The sequence below is a fragment of the Sphingobacterium sp. FBM7-1 genome, from assembly GCF_020687765.1.
In the GTDB taxonomy this organism is placed as follows: Bacteria; Bacteroidota; Bacteroidia; order Sphingobacteriales; family Sphingobacteriaceae; genus Sphingobacterium.
Map to the genome: position 1 here is coordinate 231,036 of NZ_JAJEWJ010000004.1, position 22,880 is coordinate 253,915.

The window sequence follows — 22,880 nt, forward strand, 5'->3', positions numbered from 1 at the left end:
TAGCCGGTGATAAAAAAATCAATAAGATGCGGCGGAATTAATCAACTGCTTCAGGCTAGTCGCATCTTTGATTTTCATCTTTCCTCCGAGGATTAGTCGCAATTCACGACGCTGTAACGCCTCATCAAATAATCGTATTTCTTCTTCTGTTTCTGGAAGTAATTCTGCTACTTTTCTTGGCTTAGTCTGTTCGTCGATCGCCACAAAAGTGTAATAAGCTTCATTGGTTTTTACTCGTGTTCCCTTCGGTAAATTTTGTGCGAAAATCTCCATACGGACTTCCATCGACGAATTAAATGCACGCGTTACTTTTGCCTGTATGGTCACTACCTCACCCAATTTAATCGAGCGTTTGAAAGAAACATTATCGACCGACACCGTCACTACCGGGCTGTTGGAATGTTTTTGTGCAGCCATGGCGGAGCAAATATCCATCCAGTATAACAATCGTCCACCCATCAGATTACCGAAAGTATTCGTATCGTTAGGCAGTACGAGTTCATTCATTTCCGTATAGGATTCTTTTGGGAGTTTTTTGTTCATGGCCGCCGTTTAGAGTTTCAGTCTTCCAATACCTCGCTATGGATACTCTCTTTTTCTATGTGTTCTTCTTTGAAATAACGTTTTTGAAAAATCAGGATAAGGAAAACACCGACTGAAATGGCGGAGTCAGCAATATTAAATACGGGACGGAAAAATAAAAAATGTTCTCCTCCCCAAATAGGTAACCAATCGGGGAAATTACCCTCGATTAAAGGAAAGTAAAGCATATCTACAACTTTTCCGTGAAATAAAGACGAATAGCCTCCGCTCTCCGGAAACAAGACCGCTTTGTCATAAAAAGTACTCTCGCTAAAGATCACTCCATAGAAAGTAGAATCGATTATATTTCCCATGGCGCCGGCAAATATCAGGGCCACATTTAGGATAAAGCCCCGATGATATTTGTTTTTAACCATGTAATGTAATCCGTAACCTATACCGATTACTGCCACGATCCGAAACAATGTGAGAAAGAGTTTTCCGAACTCTCCACCAAATTCCATTCCGTAGGCCATGCCATTGTTTTCAATAAAATGGATGAGAAACTTGTTCCCTATAATATTAAAATCTTGGCCGATCGTCATGTTGAGTTTTACCCAAAACTTAGATACTTGATCGATGAACAAGATAACGGCAATCAGTAAGAGGGGTCGGTTATAGCCTTTCATAAGCATATAAAAATGGAGACACGGCAAATTGCTTTTGCGCATCTCCATTTTCTCTTATATTAATGTTAATACTGTTTGTTTTTTGCTTCGATGCTCAGCGTTGTGTGTGGAACAGCCTTTAAGCGCTCTTTCTGGATCAACTTACCCGTTTCGCGACAGATACCGTATGTTTTGTTTTCAATACGGACCAAAGCCGCTTCTAAATTGTCAATAAACTTTTTCTGACGAGCTGCAAGCTGGTTCGTTTGTTCCTTTTCCAAGGTGGCTGAACCATCTTCCAATGTTTTATATGTTCCTGCTGTATCGTCGGTTCCGTTTGCATTGCTACTGCTCAGTGAAGAAGTCAAAGCGGCGAGTTCTTCTTTGGCAATACGAAGCTTTTCAAGAATAATTTCTTTGAATTCTTGAAGTTCAGCATCATTGTAGCGTGTTTTTTCTGTACTCATTCTAATAGTTAATTTTTTTCAACAATTATTCCTAACTCCTTACCATCGATCTCGATAGTATCTCCCGACTCCAATGATACGGTTTTAAAATCAATAGAGTTTGCCAGAATTTCGGTGCAAATATACGATAAATTATTTTCTACAGCTTCTTGTATCTCAGTATTTTGTGTTATCGTAACGTTAATTCTATCCGTAACCTCAAAGCCCTTATCTTTACGTAGGTTCTGGATACGATTAATAAGTTCTCTGGACAAGCCCTCTTTTTTTAGTTCCGGCGTGATCTGAATGTCTAACGCTACCGTCAATTTTCCGAGGTTTGCAACTTGCCATCCGGCCACATCTTCTGCAATAATCTCTACATCCTCGGGTGTGATACGGTAGGGTGTTCCCTCCAATTGCAAGGATCCTTCTCTTTCCAGCAGGCTAATTTGTTCACTGCTGAGCGTTTGGATGACAGCCACCACCATTTTCATGTCTTTCCCTACTTTGGCACCTAGCGCTTTAAAATTAGGTTTAATTTTCTTTTTAATGATGCCGGTCGTATCCGTAATAAAGGAAACTTCCTTGATATTCGTTTCTGATAAGATTAATTCTTTTACTTTTTCGACTTTTTCTTGAAAAGCTTGATCGAGTACTGGAATAAGGATTTTATTTAAAGGTTGGCGCACATTAATACCCGTTTTCTTTCGCAGTGATAGGGTCAACGAGGAAATGTCCTGTGCCAATGCCATACGCTCTTCTAAATCTTTATCGACAAGTTCTACACGATAGCTTGGGAAATCGGCCAAGTGTACCGATTCGTGCATTTCCTTTTGAGCCCCGGCGTTTAAATCCAGGTATAAATGATCTGCAAAAAATGGAGAGATAGGGGCCATCAGCTTGGCAACACTATCCAAACAAGTATAAAGTGTTTGATAAGCGGAAATTTTATCTTCTGTATAATCCCCTTTCCAGAAACGACGACGACATAAACGTACATACCAATTGCTTAAATGCTCGTCCACAAAGTTTTGGATCGCACGTGCTGCCTTGGTCGGCTCAAAGTCTGCATAATATTCGTCTACCTCTTTGATTAAGCTATTTAGCAAAGAGATAATCCAGCGGTCAATTTCAGGACGCTTTTCCAACATTATATCCGCTTCACTATAACGGAAATTATCGATATTAGCATATAAAGCAAAGAAGGCGTAGGTATTGTATAGGGTGCCGAAAAATTTACGACGTACCTCATCCAATCCCTCTTCATTAAATTTTAGGTTATCCCACGGAGCAGCATTACTGATCATGTACCATCTGGTAGCATCAGCACTGTATTTTTCAATCGTAGCAAAGGGATCAACGCCATTACCCAGGCGCTTAGACATTTTGTTGCCATTTTTGTCAAGCACCAACCCGTTTGATACAACGTTTTTAAAAGCGACTGAACCCCGGATCATGGTCGAGATGGCGTGTAAGGTAAAGAACCAGCCACGAGTTTGGTCTACCCCCTCTGCGATGAAATCTGCCGGGAAAGCATCTTCGTACCCCTCTTTAAAGGGGTTTTCTTCTCCCCGGGCAAGTTTCTCGTGATCAAGCCCCCATTGTGCATAAGGCATGGCGCCGGAGTCAAACCATACATCGATAAGATCAGGTTCGCGAAACATTTTTTGTCCGTTTTCAGAAACTAAAACGATATCGTCAACATAGGGACGATGGAGATCCAATGCATCCGTTTCAAACTTATCCAGGTAGGATTGATTGATCGCTTTTTCTTCTGCAGAGAGTGCATCTGATTGTATCGCTGCCTGTAGTAAGGATTTTAATTCTGGTAGTGAACCGATACAGATTTCTTCATTTTCATCGGCGGAACGCCATATCGGAAGTGGGGTTCCCCAATAACGGGAACGAGAAAGATTCCAGTCAACGAGGTTCTCTAACCAGTTACCAAAACGACCCGAACCAGTAGCTTCCGGTTTCCAGTTAATGGTCTGGTTTAAAGCAACCAATTTATCTTTAACCGCAGTAGTGCGAATAAACCAACTATCTAGGGGGTAGTACAATACGGGTTTGTCCGTTCGCCAGCAATGCGGGTAGGAGTGTTCGTATTTCTTAACATCAAAAGCTTTATTTTCCTCCTTTAGCTTGATAGCGATCAAGACGTCCGTCGGTTTAAAGTCATTTGCTGCGCGCTCCTCATTGCTGTAATATTCTTCTTTTACGAAGCGTCCTGCAAAGTCTGTTATCTCTTCTACGAAACGCCCGGTACGATCAACGGTAGGGGCATCCTTTCCATTTTCGTCGCGGACTAAAATAGCAGGAACGCCATGCTCCTTGCATACACGAAAATCGTCCGCGCCATACGTCGGAGCCGCGTGTACGATACCGGTGCCATCTTCCGTCGTCACAAAATCACCAGGAATGACACGAAAAGCTTTTTCGAGCAGTTCTTCGCTGGTTACATAGGGGAGCAGCTGATGATAGCGTAATCCCACCAAAGCTTCGCCCTTACATTCCGCTACGATTTCCCAAGGAATTACTTTGTCGCCCAATTTATAGTCTTGAAAGGAAGCTTGCTGACCCTCCGCTTTAAAATGTTTTGCAATTAGGTTTTTTGCTAGGATAACAGATACGGGAAGTCCTGTATATTGATTAAAGGTCTTGATTTTGACATAGTCAATGTTTTTTCCCACAACCAAGGCTGCGTTGCCGGGTAAGGTCCAGGGAGTAGTGGTCCAGGCTATAAAAGCAACGTCTTCCTCTTCCGACTCTAGTAGCGTAGTCATCAAGGGGTGTACCTGTGCTTTATCCAGACGGAATTCCGCCACAATAGTGGTGTCTTTGACGTCTTTGTATGTGCCGGGTTGATTCAGCTCATGTGAACTCAGACCAGTTCCCGCTGCCGGTGAATACGGTTGGATGGTATAGCCTTTATATAGCAGGCCCTTTTTGTATAATTCTTTCAGTAAATACCATAACGTTTCGATGTAATCGTTCTGGTAGGTAATGTAAGGATGTTCCAGATCAACCCAATAACCCATTTTCTGGGTAAGGTCGTTCCATACATCCGTATATTTCATCACTTCTTTGCGACAGGCATCGTTATAAGCTTCAACACTGATCTTTTTTCCGATGTCTTCCTTTGTAATGCCTAAGGTTTTTTCGACGGCCAGTTCAATCGGTAACCCGTGCGTATCCCAGCCGCCTTTACGTTTTACCTGAAAGCCTTTTAATGTTTTATAACGGCAGAATATATCTTTTATCGAACGCGCCATTACGTGATGGATACCCGGCATACCATTGGCGGATGGGGGACCCTCATAAAACGTATAGGGTTTATGGGCAGGACGATTTGTTATGCTTTTCTCAAAGATATTATTCGATTCCCACCGTTCTAGTATTTCTCTACCTATCTCAGGCAAGTTTAACTGCTTATATTCCTTGTACATCCGAAATTGCGATTGTTTTTTAAAGGTCGCTAATTTAGTGATTTTAAATGGAAAAAAGTAGTTTGTGCGTATATTGGAGAATAAGAAAAATTATGCCGAAAACGAACTGCCGCAACCGCAGGTACTCGAAGCATTTGGGTTATTGAAAGTGAACCCGCGCGCATCCAAACCGCTTTTGTAATCTACTTCCATGCCGGCTAAGTAGAGCCCGTGGGCTTTATTCATAAAAACCCGGATGCCGGCGATCATGTACTCGTTATCGCCGTCTTTCTTCTGGTCAAAGCCCAAAATGTAACTCATGCCGGAGCAACCACCGCCTTCAACACCAATGCGTAAGCCGAAATCTGCGCCGATTTCCTGTTGGTCGATCAACTTTTTCAGTTCCGAAACTGCTCCTTCAGTTAGGGTTACGGGAGCAGCATTTGTTATAGTTTCTGTACTCATTACGCGTCGTTTAATTTGTTTCGTTGTTACAAATTTACATCTTTCTTTTAAAGAAGCTTTTGAAAGGGAACTATTTTTGACACTAATAAAACATTCCGTATTTTTACAGATACAGAATGTATACTCGCTCCATTAATCTATCCGTTGGAAGGAGGCGAGTACGAAATGAAAATTCATGATGATATGCTGTAGAATTATATTGCATATAATCACGATTTTATTTAGGTTTGCAGCAAATTTTTATCATACTCCTTATCAATAACAGAATGGAAAGAGATCAGGTCATTTTTAACCTCATAGCCGATGAGCTAAAGCGTCAAGAAGAAGGAATTGAATTGATCGCTTCAGAAAACTTTGTAAGTAAACAAGTAATGGAAGCCGCTGGATCAGTCCTAACGAATAAATACGCGGAAGGCTTGCCTGGAAAACGTTACTACGGAGGTTGTGAAGTGGTTGACGAAATCGAAACGATTGCTATCGACCGTGCAAAAAAATTGTTTGGTGCGACGTGGGTAAACGTGCAGCCACACTCAGGAGCACAGGCCAATGCGGCGGTTTTTTTGGCAACAATTCAACCCGGAGATAAGATTTTAGGGCTTGACCTCTCTCATGGAGGCCATTTGACACACGGTTCGCCGGCAAATCTTTCTGGTAAAATCTACCAACCGTTATTTTATGGAGTAAAAGAAGATACAGGACTAATTGACTATGAGCAATTAGAAGAAACAGCATTACGCGAAAAGCCTAAAATGATTATATGTGGTGCTTCCGCTTATTCTCGTGATTGGGATTATGCCCGCATTCGTAAGGTTGCTGATGAAATTGGTGCACTTGTATTGGCGGACATATCACATCCGGCAGGATTAATAGCAAAAGGATTATTGAATGATCCGCTTCCACATTGTCACATCGTAACCACTACGACACACAAAACGTTGCGTGGACCTAGAGGAGGGATGATTATGGTAGGCCAAGATTTTGAGAATACTTGGGGAGCTAAAACGCCAAAGGGAGAAACACGTACAATTACCCAGTTATTGGATTTGGCTGTATTCCCTGGTACACAAGGCGGTCCCTTGGAACATACGATTGCAGCTAAAGCTATTGCCTACGGTGAAGCATTAAGCGATGAATATTTGACGTATGCACAACAAGTACGCAAAAACGCGCAAGCATTGGCACAATTCTTTGTGGACCGGGATTACAAGATTATTTCGGGAGGTACAGATAACCATTTGATGTTGGTTGATCTACGTAATAAAGATATTTCGGGTAAAGAAGCTGAAGCGGTATTAGGCAAAGCTGGAATTACGACGAACAAGAACATGGTTCCCTTTGACACACGGTCGCCATTCGTTACATCGGGTGTTCGTTTCGGAACAGCTGCGATTACAACACGTGGCCTGGGCGAGAACGAAATTATACAAGTTGGTGAGTTAATCGATGAAGCATTGACTAACCGTGCAAACGAAGCCGCTTTAAATGCTATCCACGAAAAAGTGAAAGCGTTAATGGCACAGTTTCCATTGTACAAGTAAACACGATATTCTTTGATTTTATATAAAGGTGAGCATCAGTAGCTCACCTTTTTTTATGCACTCGCTTATAGTAGGAAAACCATTTCGAGCTTTGATTTGTTATATTCAGAAATACGCCAATGTGTGAAGAAATGTTAAAAGATAATCGTTGAATTTGATAATTCGTTATTTTTCATTTGATTTGAAGTATAATCTACAAACGGAAGGACGCCTATAAAACACTTTACTCTTTAAAATAAATTCAAACATAAGTCTGGGGATTTACTATGAAAACGTTAAAAGAAAAGAGTGACCTTGAGTTAATTCAAACCTACGTGGCAGGGGATGAATCGGGGATAGAGGCATTACTGAATAGATATAAATCAAAAATATATACATCCATCTATCTACAGGTGAGAGACGAATATCTAGCGGAAGATATTTTTCAGGAAACCTTCATAAAGGTAATCAAGACATTGAAATCGGGACGTTATAATGAGGAGGGAAAGTTTCTTCCTTGGGTAGTCCGTATTGCACAAAACATGGTTATCGACCATTTCCGAAAAGAAAAAAGAAGCCCTACGGTCATAAGCAGTGAAGGTTATGATATCTTCGAGGTATTGGAGTTTTCAGACGATAATGTGGAATCTAAATTGATGACTAATCAGCGCGATGTGGATCTAAGAAAAATTATCCAGAAATTGCCAGATGATCAAAAAGAGGTATTGATCATGCGTCACTTTTGTGATATGAGCTTTAAGGAAATCGCAGAAATCACCGATGTGAGTATTAATACCGCGCTTGGTAGGATGCGTTATGCCCTTAATAATTTACGAAAGATGATCGAAGAACACAATATGTTATTGAATATGGGTTAAAAACCCATATTCTCAACTTCTTGCGCTGTTTCTTCCACCTTAGCTTTCAGATCTGCTTTAAAAGCTAATAACGATTTAGTGAGTTCATCGGAAGACGTTGCTAAAATCTGTGCGGCTAATATGCCCGCGTTTTTAGCTGCATTTAATGCAACTGTCGCTACCGGAATCCCGTTAGGCATTTGTAATATAGAAAGTACCGAATCCCACCCGTCAATAGAGTTGGAAGATTTCACAGGAACACCAATTACCGGCAAATGGGTGATAGAAGCAACCATACCGGGTAAATGAGCCGCTCCTCCAGCTCCCGCGATAATAACTTTTAATCCACGCGCAGCAGCTGATTTCGCATATTCATACATACGTTCGGGTGTACGGTGTGCCGAGACAATAGTGACTTCGAAGGTTACGCCCAAACTCTTTAATACCTCGATGGCATCCTGCATAATGGGGAGGTCAGACTTGCTCCCCATGATAATGCCTACTTTTGTGTTATTTTCTGGATTCATTCTTACGCTTTTACCTTTAATGTTTCTTGTACCCAACGGGCATTTTTTATAGCCAACTCACGATCATCGTTAACAATACAAACATGCCCCATTTTACGGAAAGGTTTGGTGTATTTTTTGCCGTATAGGTGGACGAAAATACCCTCGATTGCTAAAACTTCTTCTACCCCTTCATATTTAGCCAAACCCTCATATCGTGGTTCGCCTAAAAGGTTGATCATCACCGCATTTGATCTTGTTGTCGTCGCACCTAAGGGCAAATTGAAAATAGCACGCAGGTGCTGGGCGAATTGGGAGGTTATATTACCTTCAATGGTGTGATGCCCGCTATTGTGGGGGCGTGGGGCAAGCTCATTGACTAAAATCTCGCCTTCTTTCGTAAGGAACATTTCAACGGCAAGAAGGCCGACGATCTGTAGATCTTCCGCGATCTTCTTCGCAATTTCATCGGCTTGCGTTTGTACCTCAAAAGGTAAGGTGGACGGAGCTATCAGGAACTCTACCAAATTAGCCTCTGGATTAAATTCCATTTCCACCAATGGGAAGGTCGCGATCTCTCCTTTATCATTTCGTGCTACGATGACAGCAATTTCTTTTTCGAAATCGACCAACGCTTCCACTAAAGAAGGTTCTTCGAAAGCCTGTTCTATTTCCGATGTGCTATTGATTTTCTTTACGCCTTTACCATCATAGCCATCCTTACGGAGTTTCTGTATGTAAGGCAACGGGATCGACGTTTCATATAAGTTTTCCTTTGTTGAGATAAGCTGGAAAGGAGCTGTAGGGATATCATTTTGTTTAAAAAACTGCTTTTGCAGACCTTTATCCTGTATCAAACGAATGATTCGGGACTGTGGATATACCAAAACCCCTTCGTTTTCGAGTTTCTCGAGGGCGTCCACATTTACCTTTTCGATTTCGATCGTGATCATGTCCAAATCTTTACCAAAGTTATAGACTGTTTCGAAATCGCTTAATGAACCGCACTCAAAGCGGTTGCATAATTTACGGCATGGTGCATTTTTATCGGGATCCAATATATGCACGTTTACGTTGTAATTGATGGCTTCTTGAATAAGCATACGGCCTAACTGGCCACCGCCAAGAATACCTAATTGCAACTCGCCATAAAAATCTTTTGCCATAGTGTTAATAAAATATATTAAGCTTGTTCAGAAAAATATTGATCTTGTAATATATGTTCTGTTTCTATTTTCTTTTGAAGTTCTAAAAATGCCCCAATCAGTGCTTCTGGTCGAGGTGGGCATCCTTGAACATAGACGTCTACCGGGATAATTTTGTCTACGCCTTTTACCACATGATAACCGTGTTGCCAATAAGGGCCGCCACAGTTCGAACAGGATCCCATCGATATAACGTATTTGGGATCGGGCATCTGCTCATAAAGTTTCTTTATCCGGTCGGCCATTTTAAAGGTTACCGTGCCGGCAATAATCATCACATCCGACTGTCTGGGAGAAGGGCGAGGGAATACGCCCAAACGATCCAAGTCATAGGTAGAAGCCATAGCGCCCATCATTTCTATCGCACAGCAGGCGATACCGAAACTAACCGGCCACATAGATGACAGTCGTGCCCAATTGAGCAAATCGTCCATCTTTGCAATAATTACACCCCCACTTTGTTCTTGATTTTGTATGGCACCCATGTTTTATCAATTTGGCTTCTTAAACTTTGGACGAAACCCTACACCAGTGCTTTGCGCCACTTTTGTGCTGCTGTCAGAAGCTGCTGGAGAAATCGTTTCTTTATAGTCGCGGATGGGATATGTTTTGCTGTTCAATTGCTCGTAGGCTTTAACGGGAATACCTACGGCCACACGAGGCTGTACATGGGTGGGTTTAATCCAGGAGATATCTCCCCGCTTCCATACATACACCAATCCGACAATCAGGATGCCTAAAAACATAGCCATCTCGATTAACGTAAACCACCCCCAACGCCCATCTGCAGCAATAAATTCTCGGTTGCCAAAAACGGTCGCCCAAGGAAATACGAAAATCAATTCCACATCAAACAGCAAAAAAACCAAAGCAATGACGTAAAACCGCGGGTTTATCTGCACCCACGCGCTACCTGTAGTTTCTTCACCACATTCGTATGTACTTAGTTTTTGTGGATTAGGGTTCTTAGGGGAGAGTACTTTGGCCAAGAAAATGGTTACGCACACCAACAGGATACCTACTATTGCGATCAATAGTATTTTTCCATATTCTGATAGTTGCGCGGGATCATCCATAATACAAAATTACGAAATATTATTTAAAAAGGTTTGCCTGGCATCTTAGGCATATTACGCATCATTTTCGCTGCCATACCCGGATTAGACATTTGTTTCATCACTTTGCGCATATCGGCAAATTGTTTCATCAGTTTGTTAACCTCATTGATATCCGTTCCCGAACCTTTGGCGATACGCGTACGTCTTTTCGTGTCAATTGCATCTGGATTTTCGCGTTCAAATGGCGTCATCGAATCGATAATCGCTTCAATTGGTTTGAAAGCGTCATCATCTATTTCAACGTCTTTTATGGCTTTTCCGACACCTGGAATCATCCCCATCAAGTCCTTCATGTTTCCCATTTTCTTGATTTGTTGAATCTGGGATTTGAAGTCATTGAAGTCGAATTTATTTTTTCGAATTTTCTTTTGTAATTCCGCTGCTTCCTTTTCGTCAAACTGTTGCTGAGCACGCTCTACCAATGAAACAACGTCACCCATGCCCAAGATACGCGAAGCCATACGATCCGGGTGGAAGACATCAAGCGCTTCCATTTTCTCGCCGGTCCCGATAAACTTGATCGGTTTATTTACTACGGATTTAATAGACAACGCTGCCCCCCCTCGGGTATCACCATCTAATTTAGTAAGAACAACTCCCGTAAAATCTAAACGATCATTAAAGGCTTTCGCTGTATTAACGGCATCCTGTCCCGTCATCGAATCGACGACGAATAGAATTTCGTGCGGTTGCGTTGCTTCTTTTACAGCCGTAATTTCCGTCATCAACGCCTCGTCAATCGCCAATCGTCCGGCGGTATCAATGATGACGATGTTGTTTCCGTTACGTTTAGCTTCCGCTACACCCTCTTTTGCAATGGCAATAGGGTCCGTAGATTCGCGGTTAACGTAAACCGGTACTTTTACTTGTTCGCCCAGTACCTGTAATTGATCTATTGCAGCCGGACGGTAAACGTCGCCTGCAACCAATAGCGGTTTTTTACCTTTTTTATCGCGAAGGTAATTTGCCAGCTTGCCGGAGAACGTGGTTTTACCCGCACCGTTTAAACCAGCTATTAAAATAACCGTCGGATTAGCAGCTATATCGAGATCGGTGACTGTTCCACCCATAAGGGAGGTCAGTTCATCGTTCATGATTTTAGTCAGCAATTGTCCCGGAGAGATACTGCTCAGTACATTCTGGCCGAGTGCTTTCTGCTTTACTTCGTCCGTGAATGTTTTCGCTGTTTTATAATTCACATCGGCATCTAACAATGCCTTGCGAATTTCTTTCATCGTCTCTGCGACGTTTATTTCAGTAATATTTCCTTGTCCTTTTAATACCTTAAAGGCTCTATCCAGTTTATCCTGTAAATTCTGAAACATGTTTATCTCTCGTCTAAAATGTGCTAAGTGCCAAAGTTACAAAATAGTGTCGAATTTTATTTAATTAAAAGCGGGGGAATCCGCTATCAAACAGAAAAAGCGGCTATACAACCGCTCTTTCTGTTTTTCGATAGGGTGAAAAACACCTGTCGTATTTAATCTCTTCTTCCGAAAAGAATATAAGCATAATATAGTAATGTCACTAACGCTGATAATGCAGCTACCACATAAGTCATTGCGGCCCATTTTAATGCATCTTTGGCGCCATCATGCTCATCTCGGCTATGCGTTACATTCGCTGACTCTAACCATTTCAGTGCTCTGCCCGATGCGTCAAACTCTACCGGCAACGTAATAAAAGAAAATAACGTTGTCAAGAAAAGTGCACCTACACCTACCGCTAGTATCAAGGGGTTACCACTAAAAGCCATCATCAGCACACCCGCCAATAACACCCAAGATGTTAATCGCGAAGCCACGCTCACGACTGGTACCATAGCTGAACGGAACTGCAACCACGAGTAGGCAGTAGCATGTTGCACAGCGTGACCACATTCGTGTGCGGCTACAGCGGCAGCTGCAACGCTGCGGCCATAATACACCTCGTTACTTAAGTTGACTGTTTTATTCGCAGGGTTGTAATGGTCGGAAAGGCCACCCTCGTTCGCTACTAAAACTTTCACGTCGTATATACCATTTTCATGGAGCATTTTCTGTGCAATTTCAGCCCCCGAAAGCCCTGAGCTTAGTGGAAACTCTGAATATTTCTTAAACTTGTTCTTAAACCTCGATTGCACGATCCAACTGATAACTGCAATCCCAATAAATATAATCCAATACATAGTCTTTATTTCTTTTTTTTTGTCTCTTGTTCTCGCTATCACAATTACAAACCCTATTCCAGTCTGCATTAGATGCCTTGAAGATAATAAAAAGCATTCATTTTGACAGAGAAAAAGTTGAAAACTGATAATAGGCTGTCATAATTGCTGATCTCGCCCTTTTTAATCTTATTCCAAACGGTTCTAACGGACTTCCGTATCATTTCGTCTGGGTTCCGAAGGTTTTGTTGTTCGCTACAAATCTGACCTCATGGCGGCGGCGTACTTCGATCTTTCGACGGAGTACATCAACACAACGGCAAGGTACTCGGTGTTTATGTTGGGCAGCAAATTACTTAATTTTCACCACGTTTCTTTTTAGATAATCATCTATGTAATCTTTCACTTCCTCTTTTTTCTGCGTATCAGATATAAGGTTGTAAATGGGAAGTAATCCGTTCATGTCGTGTAAGTAAACGAACCGGGCGGTTTCTTCATTGATGCTTTCTATCCATTCAGTCATATTTATCACCGGATTATTAGCTGAACGCTCATCTACCGAAATCGCGGATGGGTCGCCTCCGATTGCTTCAAATGTTATTCTCGGCTGAGCTATATCCTCGAAAGTGCTTCGATCGAGCGGATCGACGAAGCCAGAAATTAGTCCGAAGCAATCACTTAATCCTAGCCGGAAGCTGTTTTCCACCGCTTTTCGCCTATCCGACCCCGTATATTCGGCCTGATAATCTAAACTTAGCTTCGCACCTGTAAATAGCGTAAGTAAGGTATGCGTCCCGTATTTTTCGATCAGTTTCTCCGCAGTCAGGGATTGACAGTCAGATTTGAAATCGTCGGTTATATAGAATTCCAATAGCGGACTGACCGCATTCAGAGAAAGCTTTCTGTATTTAACTTGCAGATCGTAAAGGCCATATAAGTACTTACTTGAGTTGATCTGGGTCTCCGGGAATGGTTGGCTAATATTACCCCTGAAATAGGCGAAATCACGCGTTTTATGGTCACTTAAAAAGAAAGAGGTCAGATCTCTGGTGAATTGTTCTCCATCTGGAGCGTATATGGATACGAAAGTGGAGCTCAAAACACGGATAGCCGTAAAACGGCCAGCGTGATCTTTCACAAAATTCGCGGTATTGATTACCGGTTCTTTTACTGAGGTAATGTGAGCATATTTACCCATTATGTCATAACCGTAACCCAAAAAGTTATAGTCTTTGTGCCCTTCCTTATTTCTATAATTCTCTCCATTATGAAGGTTCTTTACAGAAAACTTGAGCTCGTTGGTTTCTTCTGGTTGTGGATCTTTTGCGACCGGATTATCCAATGCGAATTTTTCACAGGAGACTGACATGATAGCGACGACAAGCGCACTTAGAACTGTAAGTTTAGTTTTTAGCATTTTATATATGTGTATCTGAAAGTATTTTTTGCTTTCCGGACGCAAAGTAGTGTTTCGTTAAGACTATTGCACTACGTTTATAACGTAATTTGTCATAGCTTGAGGTTTCTCAATTTACAAATTGCGATAAGCTTTAAATAGTCCGAGTGTTGCGCCGAGCCGGGCCCATTTCGATTTTTTTATACGTTCCAGTTTACTTTCAGTGACTTCCCTAGATACATAGGTCTCGACAAATAAATCTTCTATGTTAATGTTTCTTCTTTCGGCCATTTTGATTAGCGCTACCCAATGCCAGAATTGGGCTTTTTCTTTGTTTTCACCCGCGGATATTCCCTTCTCGTGCACTCGGTAGAGGTACAGATTTTCGTCTATGTATTTCACGGGAGCGATTTCACACATTTTCATGTAGATATCTTTGTCTTCTGCTCTCTTTATATAAGGATCGATACCACTTGTGAGCGTATAGATCTCCCTTTTGAAGCTAGCAAAATGTGATATCTCCCCACTAAAATTCAGGTAGGCGTTATCAAGTTCGTTGATCTGTTTTCCTTGGTGTATTTCTATCGGTTCCAACGCCGCGTTGCAAAATACAAAATTGGAATATACTAATCCAGCGTGTGGGTAATCCGTGTGTATCTTTAGCGACACTTCGATAGCTGTGGACGTCAGCGCATCGTCTGGATCTAACCGAGCAAATAGGGGGGCTTCTGACAATTGAATACCCTTTTGGAGGGTTCGTTGATATCCGATATTCTTGTCGTTGCGATGGAAATGGAATCTAGAATCATTTTTTATCAGCGATAGGATAAGTTGGGCAGAATTGTCAGTAGAACAATCATCTAAAACAAAAGCCTCCCATTCATTCGATGTTTGGTTAACAAGACTGTTATAACAATCCTTAAAAAAAATGCCGTTGTTATAATTGGCGATGATAATACTGATTTTGGCCATTTCCGTATGTCTAATTAGATTATTACCCAATTCTTGGGAATGATGTTGTTAATATCGAATGTGACGACTTTCGGATTGAACCAATCCCGCGGGGCGATATGGATCCCATTTTGTTGAGCCAGCCAAGCGCCCCACCAGCTGAAAGAACTATTTGCGATGATATGGTGTTGGCACATCGACATAAGCGCCATATCTTTCCAGGCTTCGCGTTCATTTCCATTCACTAATGTGACGTGGCAGAGGTGTCCGAAATTTTCCTGCGCAAAAACCGGATCGTCTGAAAAAATATATAATTCGATGTCGTCTAACTTGTTTTGTATTAGTTCGATGGCTTGCGAATAATAACTAAGCGGTAATACACCATGATATTTGGCAACCTCGGGCTTAAGATAGTCACCACGTCGAATATGTAAGGATACGCTGTTTTTTGCATTCGCTATGCTAGCCGCTAACCCTTGGTTTTTATCGTCTAAGGGAGGGAAATGAAAGGTGCGTAAAATCGCATTCCGGGCGTGTACAAAATAACGTTCGGATTGAAAATACCCGTCTAGGTATAGGTGCCTATTCGGTTCAAAATTTATCATTTCGTTCCCCTGTTGTTTGACAACGGCTGAACGGATAAACTTTCTCACCGATCGATAGAAAATGTTGCTCGAAGTGAAGAGTTTTTTTCGATATATTCCTGCTTCCTTAAATCTTATGTTTGAGAAAATAGATAACTCATAGGGCCGGGGTGTAAATGTTTCGTTTGATTCGCTATGGTGATTCAGGAAATCCAGATCTAGGTATACATCTGTAGATGTTGCATAAGCTGCGGCGAACTGAAACATTTGGTTCCCTAAGCCGCCTTGTAACTTCGTCACAATCATAGATGAAGGGGCTTTTTAAACTTAGACATGAACGCTGTCAATTTGGATCCCATTTTGCGAAGCGATCCCCTTCTTTCCAACGGGGAGGGAAGCACGAACGGGTTAGCATACTCTTTTACAAAATAATCACCATAGTGCTTAGCCTTATTAAGTATGATGACTTTCTGAGCATAAGGGGTGTCAAGGTCTTCCGGGAAGCCGTACTCGGGAGAAAGAATAAGGATCTCGCGCTTGAGAAAATACGCGTTGATGTGTGATTCATCGTGAAAGCACGCGACGATGTTTTTCTCCGTATCTTCCCGAATGTTACTGTCACAAACTTCGCACATGGCCAAGAATTGCTCCGTTTTCCCACCGTTAAAGCCTCCCATGAAATATCGGTAAGTATGTCCTTCTATGTATGGAATAAATGCGGTGGAGTTTGGGTTTCTTTCGTAAGGGAGCTCCTCTTTGGGTGAATGGGCATAGCCAGGGTGCAACACGCCCATTAATCCGGATGGAGAAGTGAAGGGCAAAATTTCCTTCCCTACATACTGCACAAAATTCATATTTGCATTCAAAAAAAACACAAAGTCCATTTTTTTTAAATCTTCTTTAATAGCAAGGAACATTCGAAAGCGCTTGATAGAGTCAGAGGGAAACCCTTCTGGCTTTTTGAAATACTTGTGTATATTAGATTCATTTTCTAGCACATCCGCATCGGTAAATATAAAGTAGTGCTTCTCAATATCCGGCTCCGTCAGTAAAAATTTCTCAGCAGAGCGATAAAATCTCTCCCAAAAGACGGCATATCGGCCGGTGCAGATGTATAAGATACCTACTTTTGTTTTTTTCATTCTTGACTGGATACTTTCAGTATATACGAGCCGTTTCCGTCGCACGCTACATAAGTCTTTGAGAAAATGTCCAGAACGTGGCCTGGCGGGTTTTCCTCAGCAGATAGATGTGTCATCAAAAGGTGGCGAGGATCTACTGGCAGCAAAAGTATAAATATATTAGCCAATCAGGAGTATGAGTTGCGAAGTATAAAATCATCATTCTTTTTGTGCATTTTTGTATATGGTTAACGTAGAAAAGCCACTAATAAGTATTGTGATTCCCTGCTATAATGGGGGAGCGACCATTCTTGAAGCAGTTCAGTCAGCTTTAGATCAGACATATGAAAATCTGGAGATTATAATAGTAGATGACGGGTCTACGGACAATTCAGGTACAATTGTACGCGAATTGATGAGCACAGAACCACGATTATCTTTATATACTCAGGAAAATAAAGGGCTTTCAGCAGCTCGAAATACTGGACTTTCTTACGCTAAGGGCCAATACATAGTTTTTTTGGATGCGGACGACAAACTCAAGGAAACGTACATTGAACTTGCCCTGACTTATCACCAAAAGGACGGTGAGACGACAATCGTGTACAGTAATATGGAGCTATTTGAGCGGGAAACGGGGTTGTTTCCATTAGCACCGTTTGAAATCCGCTTATTTTTGCGTCACAATTGTATTCCAGCCTTCGCGATGGTGCGCACAGATCAGATTAAAAGTATCGGCGGCTTTGATGAATCGGTGATCTTGTGTGAAGATTGGGAGTGCTGGGTTCATTTGTTAAAGGTTTACGGAGGAAATGTTTATCGCATAGAAGAACCTCAATATTTTTACCGAAAACGACTTTCTGAGGATTCTATTTTAGATAAAAATAAAGAAAACACGGAGAGGTTGAAGAAAGTGAAGTTATATGTTTTTCATAAACATCAAGAGTTTTACGAAACCAACGCAATGGGTTTGGATAATTTTTACCGCTGTGAGGATGAACTTGTAAAGCTTAGAAAAAAATACTATAATATATGGTATAGGAAGTATTTTTATAAATGGTTTAAATCGTAAAACATCCACGACAGGTCTTCATTCACGACAATTATCTTATGGCTTCCTATTTTACTAGTTGACGCTTTGTGGTTATTTTATCCATAACGATTGTTAACCTACCTTTGAAAGGGTAGTTCGCTATAAGCATCTTTTTGAGTTGATAATGCTTGTGTCTTAGCGCGCTTAGTACCGCTTGCATTAATTGGTGATCTCCGCCTTTAGAGAAGAAATTATGTTTTTGCGATATCTTTTTCATTTTCCTTTTTATCGTTTTGAAATTCGGAACGTCGATAGACGAAAAGTTTCTGTACAACTCGTCCCGGGAGGCCATTGTATTAGGATATGGAATGATACCAACTTGTTGCTGAGGGTGTATTCGATAATAAAACAACTTTTTATTTATGCTTTTGAAACACTTATCGAAGCTGGCGATCAGCGCTATCCATTCGTCATGGTGAACACCTAGGAGTGGGATGGGTAGTATACGTCGAATATAATTTTTTCGTATAGCCATTGAAGCTCCTGTAGCAATATTTCCTCCATAACATATGCTATCAAAATAATGAACCATTTCACCTCTATTTTCTAGAATTTCGGGTACATCCCATACGGTTAAAGCATCAATTACATGGTCGTTCTCATTTATAATATAGCCATTGGAACATATAACATTGGTGTCTGGCGACTTTTCGAAACAAGTAATATATTCTTCCACCTTCTCCGGGACCCAAATATCGTCGTGATCACTTAGAAATATCAGGTCGCCGTGACAGGCATACAATACCTGTTCAAAATTTTTGATACTTCCTAAGTTTGTGGGATTTTGTCGGATCTGAAATAGACCGGGGTAATTGAGTTGATAAGTCTCTAAAATCAGCCACGTGTTGTCGGACGAACCGTCATCATATACTACGATTTCATTAACTTTTCTAGTCTGCGCAAGGATAGAGTCGAGCTGTTTACGAAGATGAGTTTCTCCATTATATGTACATAATCCGACAGATACTTTCATTTAACCACCTTTATTTGATGCCTTGTCACAAAGATACGAACCAATCATCTAACGAGGTAATGTGATGGGTGTATGGTGTGGCAGATCTAAAGCATACGAAATCCAGTTTGTGAAGCTATATTTTTCTCTTATCTTACTGGGGATCGGAGAATAGGGAACCTCTAGGAATTGACGGAGTTCTTCGACACTCTGTCCCTTCCAAATTAATATATTCTCGGAGCGATAAAAGTCGTAGTGTATAACCTGTTCATTCGTTGTGATTACTTTTTTCATATAGCCGAGGCCTTCGAAAATGCGGAATGATAGCCCATTATGTATTGGGTTCTGAATATCAAGGAGGATATCAGCTTTAGAGGCGTGCTGCATGTTTTCCTCGTAAGATATTAACTCCGGCGTAGACGTTAGTCCTTTCGTTGCAATTATCTGGCCTATTTTATCGTTATTCGTAACTATCTTGATATTCCTATGCCTATTTAAGATCTTAAATTTTGTGTCGATGTCCTTTATCAGATCTGTTCGGCCGTCTACATAACTTCCAATATAGTATAGCGTCTGGTTTGCCGAATCGAGAGATCGTGGCAAAGCAAAATCAAAATCAAAATAAAAATTGGTGGTTCCTAAAATCTTATCTGAAATTAAGTCCGAGCCGTCGAAAACGAAAAACCTATCCATCATGGCTATATAATGGTGAACGGCAGGATAACGGTCAAGTCCATCCCATTGATATCCCACAAGCATGGAGCACTTTTCTTTTACCAAACGCACAATCTCAACTGGAAACAAGTCTGGCCGGATAAACAAAGCATATTCAGCATACTCAAAGGAACGTAGCTGTTCCAATAATCTTTCGACGTTGTTCTTCAGAAAAAGTTTCGCTTTGAAAGCTTTGTCTCTTAAAAATACTTTCCTAAACAAATTATGCAATCGTTGTAAGAGACTTCTGTACTTAAACTTTTCGGCGGCGGGGACGGTAATAAGTGAGACCTCGAAACCAACATATTCAAGGTTCTTTTTTAAAACTGCAGGAAAGCCGACATGTTCAGGGACGGCAAGAAGTATAGTTTTTTTCATAAATACCTAAACCCTCGATCCACCCATTTCACATTCATAAATCGACGTATCGATTGTGTTTCTGAAGCGCGATAAAATCCGCCTGATTTTGGGGTTATTCATCACGTGGTCAGGTGAGTCCCCGTCAAAAAAAGAAAGTATTTGTTTCCACTTTTCCTTACCAACAAATACCCCTAAAGACAACTGTTCGCGAACTGGGTTTTTATATTTTCGCTTTTTCTTCCGGCTCTCATATTTCAATTCAAATTCTGTTTTGGCATGCATCTGGTACGCGGGGAAATTTTGTCCGATGAATAGCTCGTATGCTGCATGAAATGAACCGATGAAACCTTCTTCGGTATTCCATGGTTTTAGTTCCCCTACAAAATGTAGAATTTTAGGCTGAAATTCTTCTAATAAAGGTATAGTTGTATCGATAAGCTGATAATTATATAAGAATGATAATGATCCAATTTCGTCGTGTAGTACGGTATTGATTAATGTTTGATCGTGCCGTACCAATTTATGCTTATTTTTTTTCGCATAGTCCATCATTTGCGTTAGATAGTCTATTGCTAGTAAACGCTTCGTGTTGAACAGAATAACGCCGGCGTTTCGGTATTGATGTTTCAAGGCGATATAGCGGTTGAGATAAGCATTATGGAAATTGAAACCTGATTTGCGTTCAATTTCTGATATATCAATGGCCATCATTAAGCCTTTTTCTTCTTGATGGTTATTCAGAATTTGTGAAATACAGGGTGTGTTGATGTATACGTCGGCATCCAAATACAAGATGTGTTCGTATTCGTCTTTAAAAACGCTCGGTAAAAATATTTTATGATACGTGGCTGAAGAGAGCCGCCCTACAGGGAGTCCGAGGATAGCCGAAAAATCGACCGTACAATAGCGGATGTCTTCGTGAATGGGTGCCGGAAGGTTCTCCGTGTCAGGTAGACAAATCACGATGTCGAAATCACGTTCCGGCTCTTTTTTTAGTATTTGACTCGCAACAAAAGAAGCATAGGGGAGATAAGCGTTATCGACACATAAGGCGACAGCTTTTCTATTTTTTGCGGGTTTCGTACTTTGTTTAATCGTGGGTAAAGAATATGTCATCTAGTAATGTTTAGTCCCTATCTTATCGAATACTCAAAAATGAAGTTTCATTATGCAAAACATATGCCATCTATATTTTGCGGGTACGCTGCACTTCCAGCATTTTTGCATACTTCATATAAGAGAAAAACGATTGAATTAACGAAAACGTTACACCGTCGATACCATGAAATATACCTTTTTTTAAAAAATATGCTTTAAAGAATGCCGTAATCCCATGTATAACAGGTGAGAAGACATTTACCTTTTTTTCTTTTTTTATAAATTCCTCCACTTGCCAATCCGTGTATTGGTTCTTTTTCGCAATTAACTGATGAAAACTATCCCACGCGTAATGCAGCAAATGCATATCACTTTTGTAGAGATTGGAGGCAATTACACGTTGATGTACTTGGTGGGGCGAAGGATGAGCCGTGGTTTTATTGAAGAAACGGCAAGCATAATCGGGGTACCAATCGGCAAAATTGATTTCTTTATCTTTTAAAAAGTTCCTTCTCTTAAAGCTATAGGCATCATAGGGGAGTTGGAGGTAGTCTTTTTGAGCGAAAAAAGCGTAACAGTCCTCGTCTAAAAACTCGTCTGTATCTACATTCAGTATCCAGTCGTGGTTACAGAATTGTAGCCCAAACGTCCGTTGCGGACCGTCGCCCAAAAAAGCTTGACTAATAACGGTGGCACCCAGTGACCGAGCGATTTCCGCCGTGTTGTCCTGACTATTAGAATCGATAATGATGACTTCGTCACAAACCTTTTTTAGGCCTTCGATACACCGTTTGATATACTTTTCTTCGTTAAAAGTGATAACCAGTCCGCTTATCCCCATTATTTTGGCCTAAATAGTTTTGAAATGTGTTTAGGTACGCTATTTTTTTCTTTTCGCCTTTCGTTAATGCTGCGCATTTTATCTAAGTTTGGGCAAAGATAAATAAATAAAAAAGCAAAACGATGATTCCTAAAATAATTCACTTTTGTTGGTACGGGGGAGGGGCATATAGTGAGACGATCCAAAAGTGTATTCAATCATGGAAAGCACATCTGCCTGACTACGAGATCCGTCGGTGGGATGAATCTAATACGCCCTTCGATAGCATGCCATTTTTGAAGATCTTATATAGGCAAAAGCGCTGGGCGTTTATCGCAGATTACATGCGGTTATACGCCCTATTTAAGCAAGGTGGAATTTACTTCGACACGGATGTGGAAGTGATCAAGAGCTTTGACGGTCTGCTCGGCGAAAAAGCATTCATCGGATTTCAGACCGAAATTGGCGTATCAAAGTTTCCTTTTAATACCGCCGTTATCGGTTGCGAACCCAAAAATAGCTTTATCGAGTTATGTCTGCAAGAAACCGAAAAGCTACAGCGTATGAAGTATCATCCGATGGCAGCACCGGTTGTATCTACAGAAGTGCTGATGAAAAAATATGGTGTGGATACCTATCAAAACCAACGATTGGCAGATGTAATGGTCCTGACGAAAGACTATTTTTATCCGTTTTCGTGGATGGAACCTTTCCATGAAAGTTGTCTCACCCCCAATACATTGGCTATTCATTGGTGGGAAGATTCCTGGGGTAACAAAAAGAAAAATATGGCTTACTACTGGCGCTCTTTTTCTAGAAAGGTAGCACGCACCCCCTTAATTTGGCAATCTCGACTAGCATATCTTTTCGGTAATAAAAAAGCTTTCTTTCAATATAACCGCGATTGATAAAGGTC

General features: G+C 41.1%; 23 protein-coding genes. 4 read left to right on the top strand and 19 right to left on the bottom strand.

Annotation, left to right across the window (positions count from 1 at the left end; translation table 11 throughout):
* Window positions 1–18: 18 nt before the first annotated feature.
* The 5 genes from LKO28_RS09555 to LKO28_RS09575 all read right to left on the bottom strand — a co-directional run bounded on the left by LKO28_RS09555 (window position 19) and on the right by LKO28_RS09575 (window position 5,526).
* Complete coding sequence (locus LKO28_RS09555; RefSeq protein ID WP_227694575.1) at window positions 19–543, bottom strand: acyl-CoA thioesterase; 525 nt, start codon at window positions 541–543, stop codon at window positions 19–21.
* Between the two features lie 17 nt (window positions 544–560).
* Window positions 561–1,211, bottom strand: coding sequence for a lipoprotein signal peptidase (locus LKO28_RS09560; protein ID WP_227694576.1), 651 nt, complete (start codon window positions 1,209–1,211; stop codon window positions 561–563).
* Between the two features lie 65 nt (window positions 1,212–1,276).
* A complete protein-coding gene (locus tag LKO28_RS09565; protein WP_227694577.1) occupies window positions 1,277–1,657 on the bottom strand; it encodes a TraR/DksA family transcriptional regulator in 381 nt (126 codons plus the stop codon).
* A gap of 8 nt (window positions 1,658–1,665) precedes the next feature.
* Complete coding sequence (ileS, locus tag LKO28_RS09570; protein WP_227694578.1) at window positions 1,666–5,082, bottom strand: isoleucine--tRNA ligase; 3,417 nt, start codon at window positions 5,080–5,082, stop codon at window positions 1,666–1,668.
* A gap of 90 nt (window positions 5,083–5,172) precedes the next feature.
* Window positions 5,173–5,526: a HesB/IscA family protein gene (locus LKO28_RS09575; RefSeq protein WP_227694579.1), complete on the bottom strand. Its 354-nt coding sequence runs from the start codon at window positions 5,524–5,526 to the stop codon at window positions 5,173–5,175.
* Window positions 5,527–5,792: 266 nt separating this feature from the next.
* Here LKO28_RS09575 and glyA point away from each other — a divergent pair, with 266 nt between their 5' ends.
* Window positions 5,793–7,064, top strand: a complete 1,272-nt coding sequence (gene glyA / locus LKO28_RS09580) for a serine hydroxymethyltransferase (RefSeq protein ID WP_227694580.1) — start codon at window positions 5,793–5,795, stop codon at window positions 7,062–7,064.
* A 266-nt stretch (window positions 7,065–7,330) separates the two neighbouring features.
* Window positions 7,331–7,921: an RNA polymerase sigma factor gene (locus LKO28_RS09585; RefSeq protein WP_227694581.1), complete on the top strand. Its 591-nt coding sequence runs from the start codon at window positions 7,331–7,333 to the stop codon at window positions 7,919–7,921.
* Here LKO28_RS09585 and purE read toward each other — a convergent pair.
* From purE to LKO28_RS09635, 10 genes are all read right to left on the bottom strand, one after another.
* A complete protein-coding gene (gene purE / locus LKO28_RS09590; RefSeq protein WP_227694582.1) occupies window positions 7,918–8,427 on the bottom strand; it encodes a 5-(carboxyamino)imidazole ribonucleotide mutase in 510 nt (169 codons plus the stop codon). The two genes, LKO28_RS09585 and purE, sit on opposite strands and share 4 nt — an antisense overlap.
* Before the next feature lie 2 nt (window positions 8,428–8,429).
* Window positions 8,430–9,572, bottom strand: a complete 1,143-nt coding sequence (locus LKO28_RS09595) for a 5-(carboxyamino)imidazole ribonucleotide synthase (protein ID WP_227694583.1) — start codon at window positions 9,570–9,572, stop codon at window positions 8,430–8,432.
* A 17-nt stretch (window positions 9,573–9,589) separates the two neighbouring features.
* On the bottom strand, window positions 9,590–10,096 hold the full coding sequence (locus LKO28_RS09600) for an NADH-quinone oxidoreductase subunit B (RefSeq protein WP_227694584.1): 507 nt from the start codon (window positions 10,094–10,096) through the stop codon (window positions 9,590–9,592).
* A 6-nt stretch (window positions 10,097–10,102) separates the two neighbouring features.
* On the bottom strand, window positions 10,103–10,687 hold the full coding sequence (locus LKO28_RS09605) for an NADH-quinone oxidoreductase subunit A (RefSeq protein ID WP_227694585.1): 585 nt from the start codon (window positions 10,685–10,687) through the stop codon (window positions 10,103–10,105).
* Between the two features lie 23 nt (window positions 10,688–10,710).
* On the bottom strand, window positions 10,711–12,054 hold the full coding sequence (ffh, locus tag LKO28_RS09610) for a signal recognition particle protein (RefSeq protein WP_227694586.1): 1,344 nt from the start codon (window positions 12,052–12,054) through the stop codon (window positions 10,711–10,713).
* A gap of 155 nt (window positions 12,055–12,209) precedes the next feature.
* Window positions 12,210–12,896 carry a zinc metallopeptidase gene (locus tag LKO28_RS09615; RefSeq protein ID WP_227694587.1) on the bottom strand — a complete coding sequence of 229 codons (687 nt, stop codon included), beginning with the start codon at window positions 12,894–12,896 and terminating at the stop codon, window positions 12,210–12,212.
* A gap of 331 nt (window positions 12,897–13,227) precedes the next feature.
* Window positions 13,228–14,292: a hypothetical protein gene (locus LKO28_RS09620; protein ID WP_227694588.1), complete on the bottom strand. Its 1,065-nt coding sequence runs from the start codon at window positions 14,290–14,292 to the stop codon at window positions 13,228–13,230.
* A 114-nt stretch (window positions 14,293–14,406) separates the two neighbouring features.
* A complete protein-coding gene (locus LKO28_RS09625) occupies window positions 14,407–15,243 on the bottom strand; it encodes a glycosyltransferase family 2 protein (RefSeq protein ID WP_227694589.1) in 837 nt (278 codons plus the stop codon).
* Between the two features lie 14 nt (window positions 15,244–15,257).
* The gene (locus tag LKO28_RS09630; protein ID WP_227694590.1) at window positions 15,258–16,112 is read right to left on the bottom strand and encodes an alpha-1,2-fucosyltransferase; all 855 of its coding nucleotides are present in this window, start codon (window positions 16,110–16,112) and stop codon (window positions 15,258–15,260) included.
* Window positions 16,109–16,948, bottom strand: coding sequence for a family 6 glucosyltransferase (locus tag LKO28_RS09635; protein WP_227694591.1), 840 nt, complete (start codon window positions 16,946–16,948; stop codon window positions 16,109–16,111). Before LKO28_RS09635 ends, LKO28_RS09630 begins: the two co-directional genes overlap by 4 nt.
* Window positions 16,949–17,171: 223 nt before the next feature.
* Between LKO28_RS09635 and LKO28_RS09640 the strand changes: the two genes are divergently transcribed.
* Window positions 17,172–17,999, top strand: a complete 828-nt coding sequence (locus LKO28_RS09640; protein ID WP_227694592.1) for a glycosyltransferase family 2 protein — start codon at window positions 17,172–17,174, stop codon at window positions 17,997–17,999.
* Between the two features lie 46 nt (window positions 18,000–18,045).
* Here LKO28_RS09640 and LKO28_RS09645 read toward each other — a convergent pair whose 3' ends face one another.
* The 4 genes from LKO28_RS09645 to LKO28_RS09660 form a co-directional block, all read right to left on the bottom strand.
* Window positions 18,046–18,993 (bottom strand): glycosyltransferase, encoded by a 948-nt coding sequence (locus tag LKO28_RS09645; RefSeq protein ID WP_227694593.1) that lies wholly within the window; start codon window positions 18,991–18,993, stop codon window positions 18,046–18,048.
* Window positions 18,994–19,041: 48 nt separating this feature from the next.
* On the bottom strand, window positions 19,042–20,064 hold the full coding sequence (locus LKO28_RS09650; RefSeq protein ID WP_227694594.1) for a hypothetical protein: 1,023 nt from the start codon (window positions 20,062–20,064) through the stop codon (window positions 19,042–19,044).
* A 6-nt stretch (window positions 20,065–20,070) separates the two neighbouring features.
* Window positions 20,071–21,162 carry a glycosyltransferase family 8 protein gene (locus LKO28_RS09655; RefSeq protein WP_227694595.1) on the bottom strand — a complete coding sequence of 364 codons (1,092 nt, stop codon included), beginning with the start codon at window positions 21,160–21,162 and terminating at the stop codon, window positions 20,071–20,073.
* 70 nt (window positions 21,163–21,232) lie between these two features.
* Window positions 21,233–21,985, bottom strand: a complete 753-nt coding sequence (locus LKO28_RS09660; RefSeq protein ID WP_227694596.1) for a glycosyltransferase family 2 protein — start codon at window positions 21,983–21,985, stop codon at window positions 21,233–21,235.
* A 122-nt stretch (window positions 21,986–22,107) separates the two neighbouring features.
* Here LKO28_RS09660 and LKO28_RS09665 point away from each other — a divergent pair, with 122 nt between their 5' ends.
* Complete coding sequence (locus LKO28_RS09665; RefSeq protein ID WP_227694597.1) at window positions 22,108–22,872, top strand: glycosyltransferase family 32 protein; 765 nt, start codon at window positions 22,108–22,110, stop codon at window positions 22,870–22,872.
* Window positions 22,873–22,880: the final 8 nt, after the last annotated feature.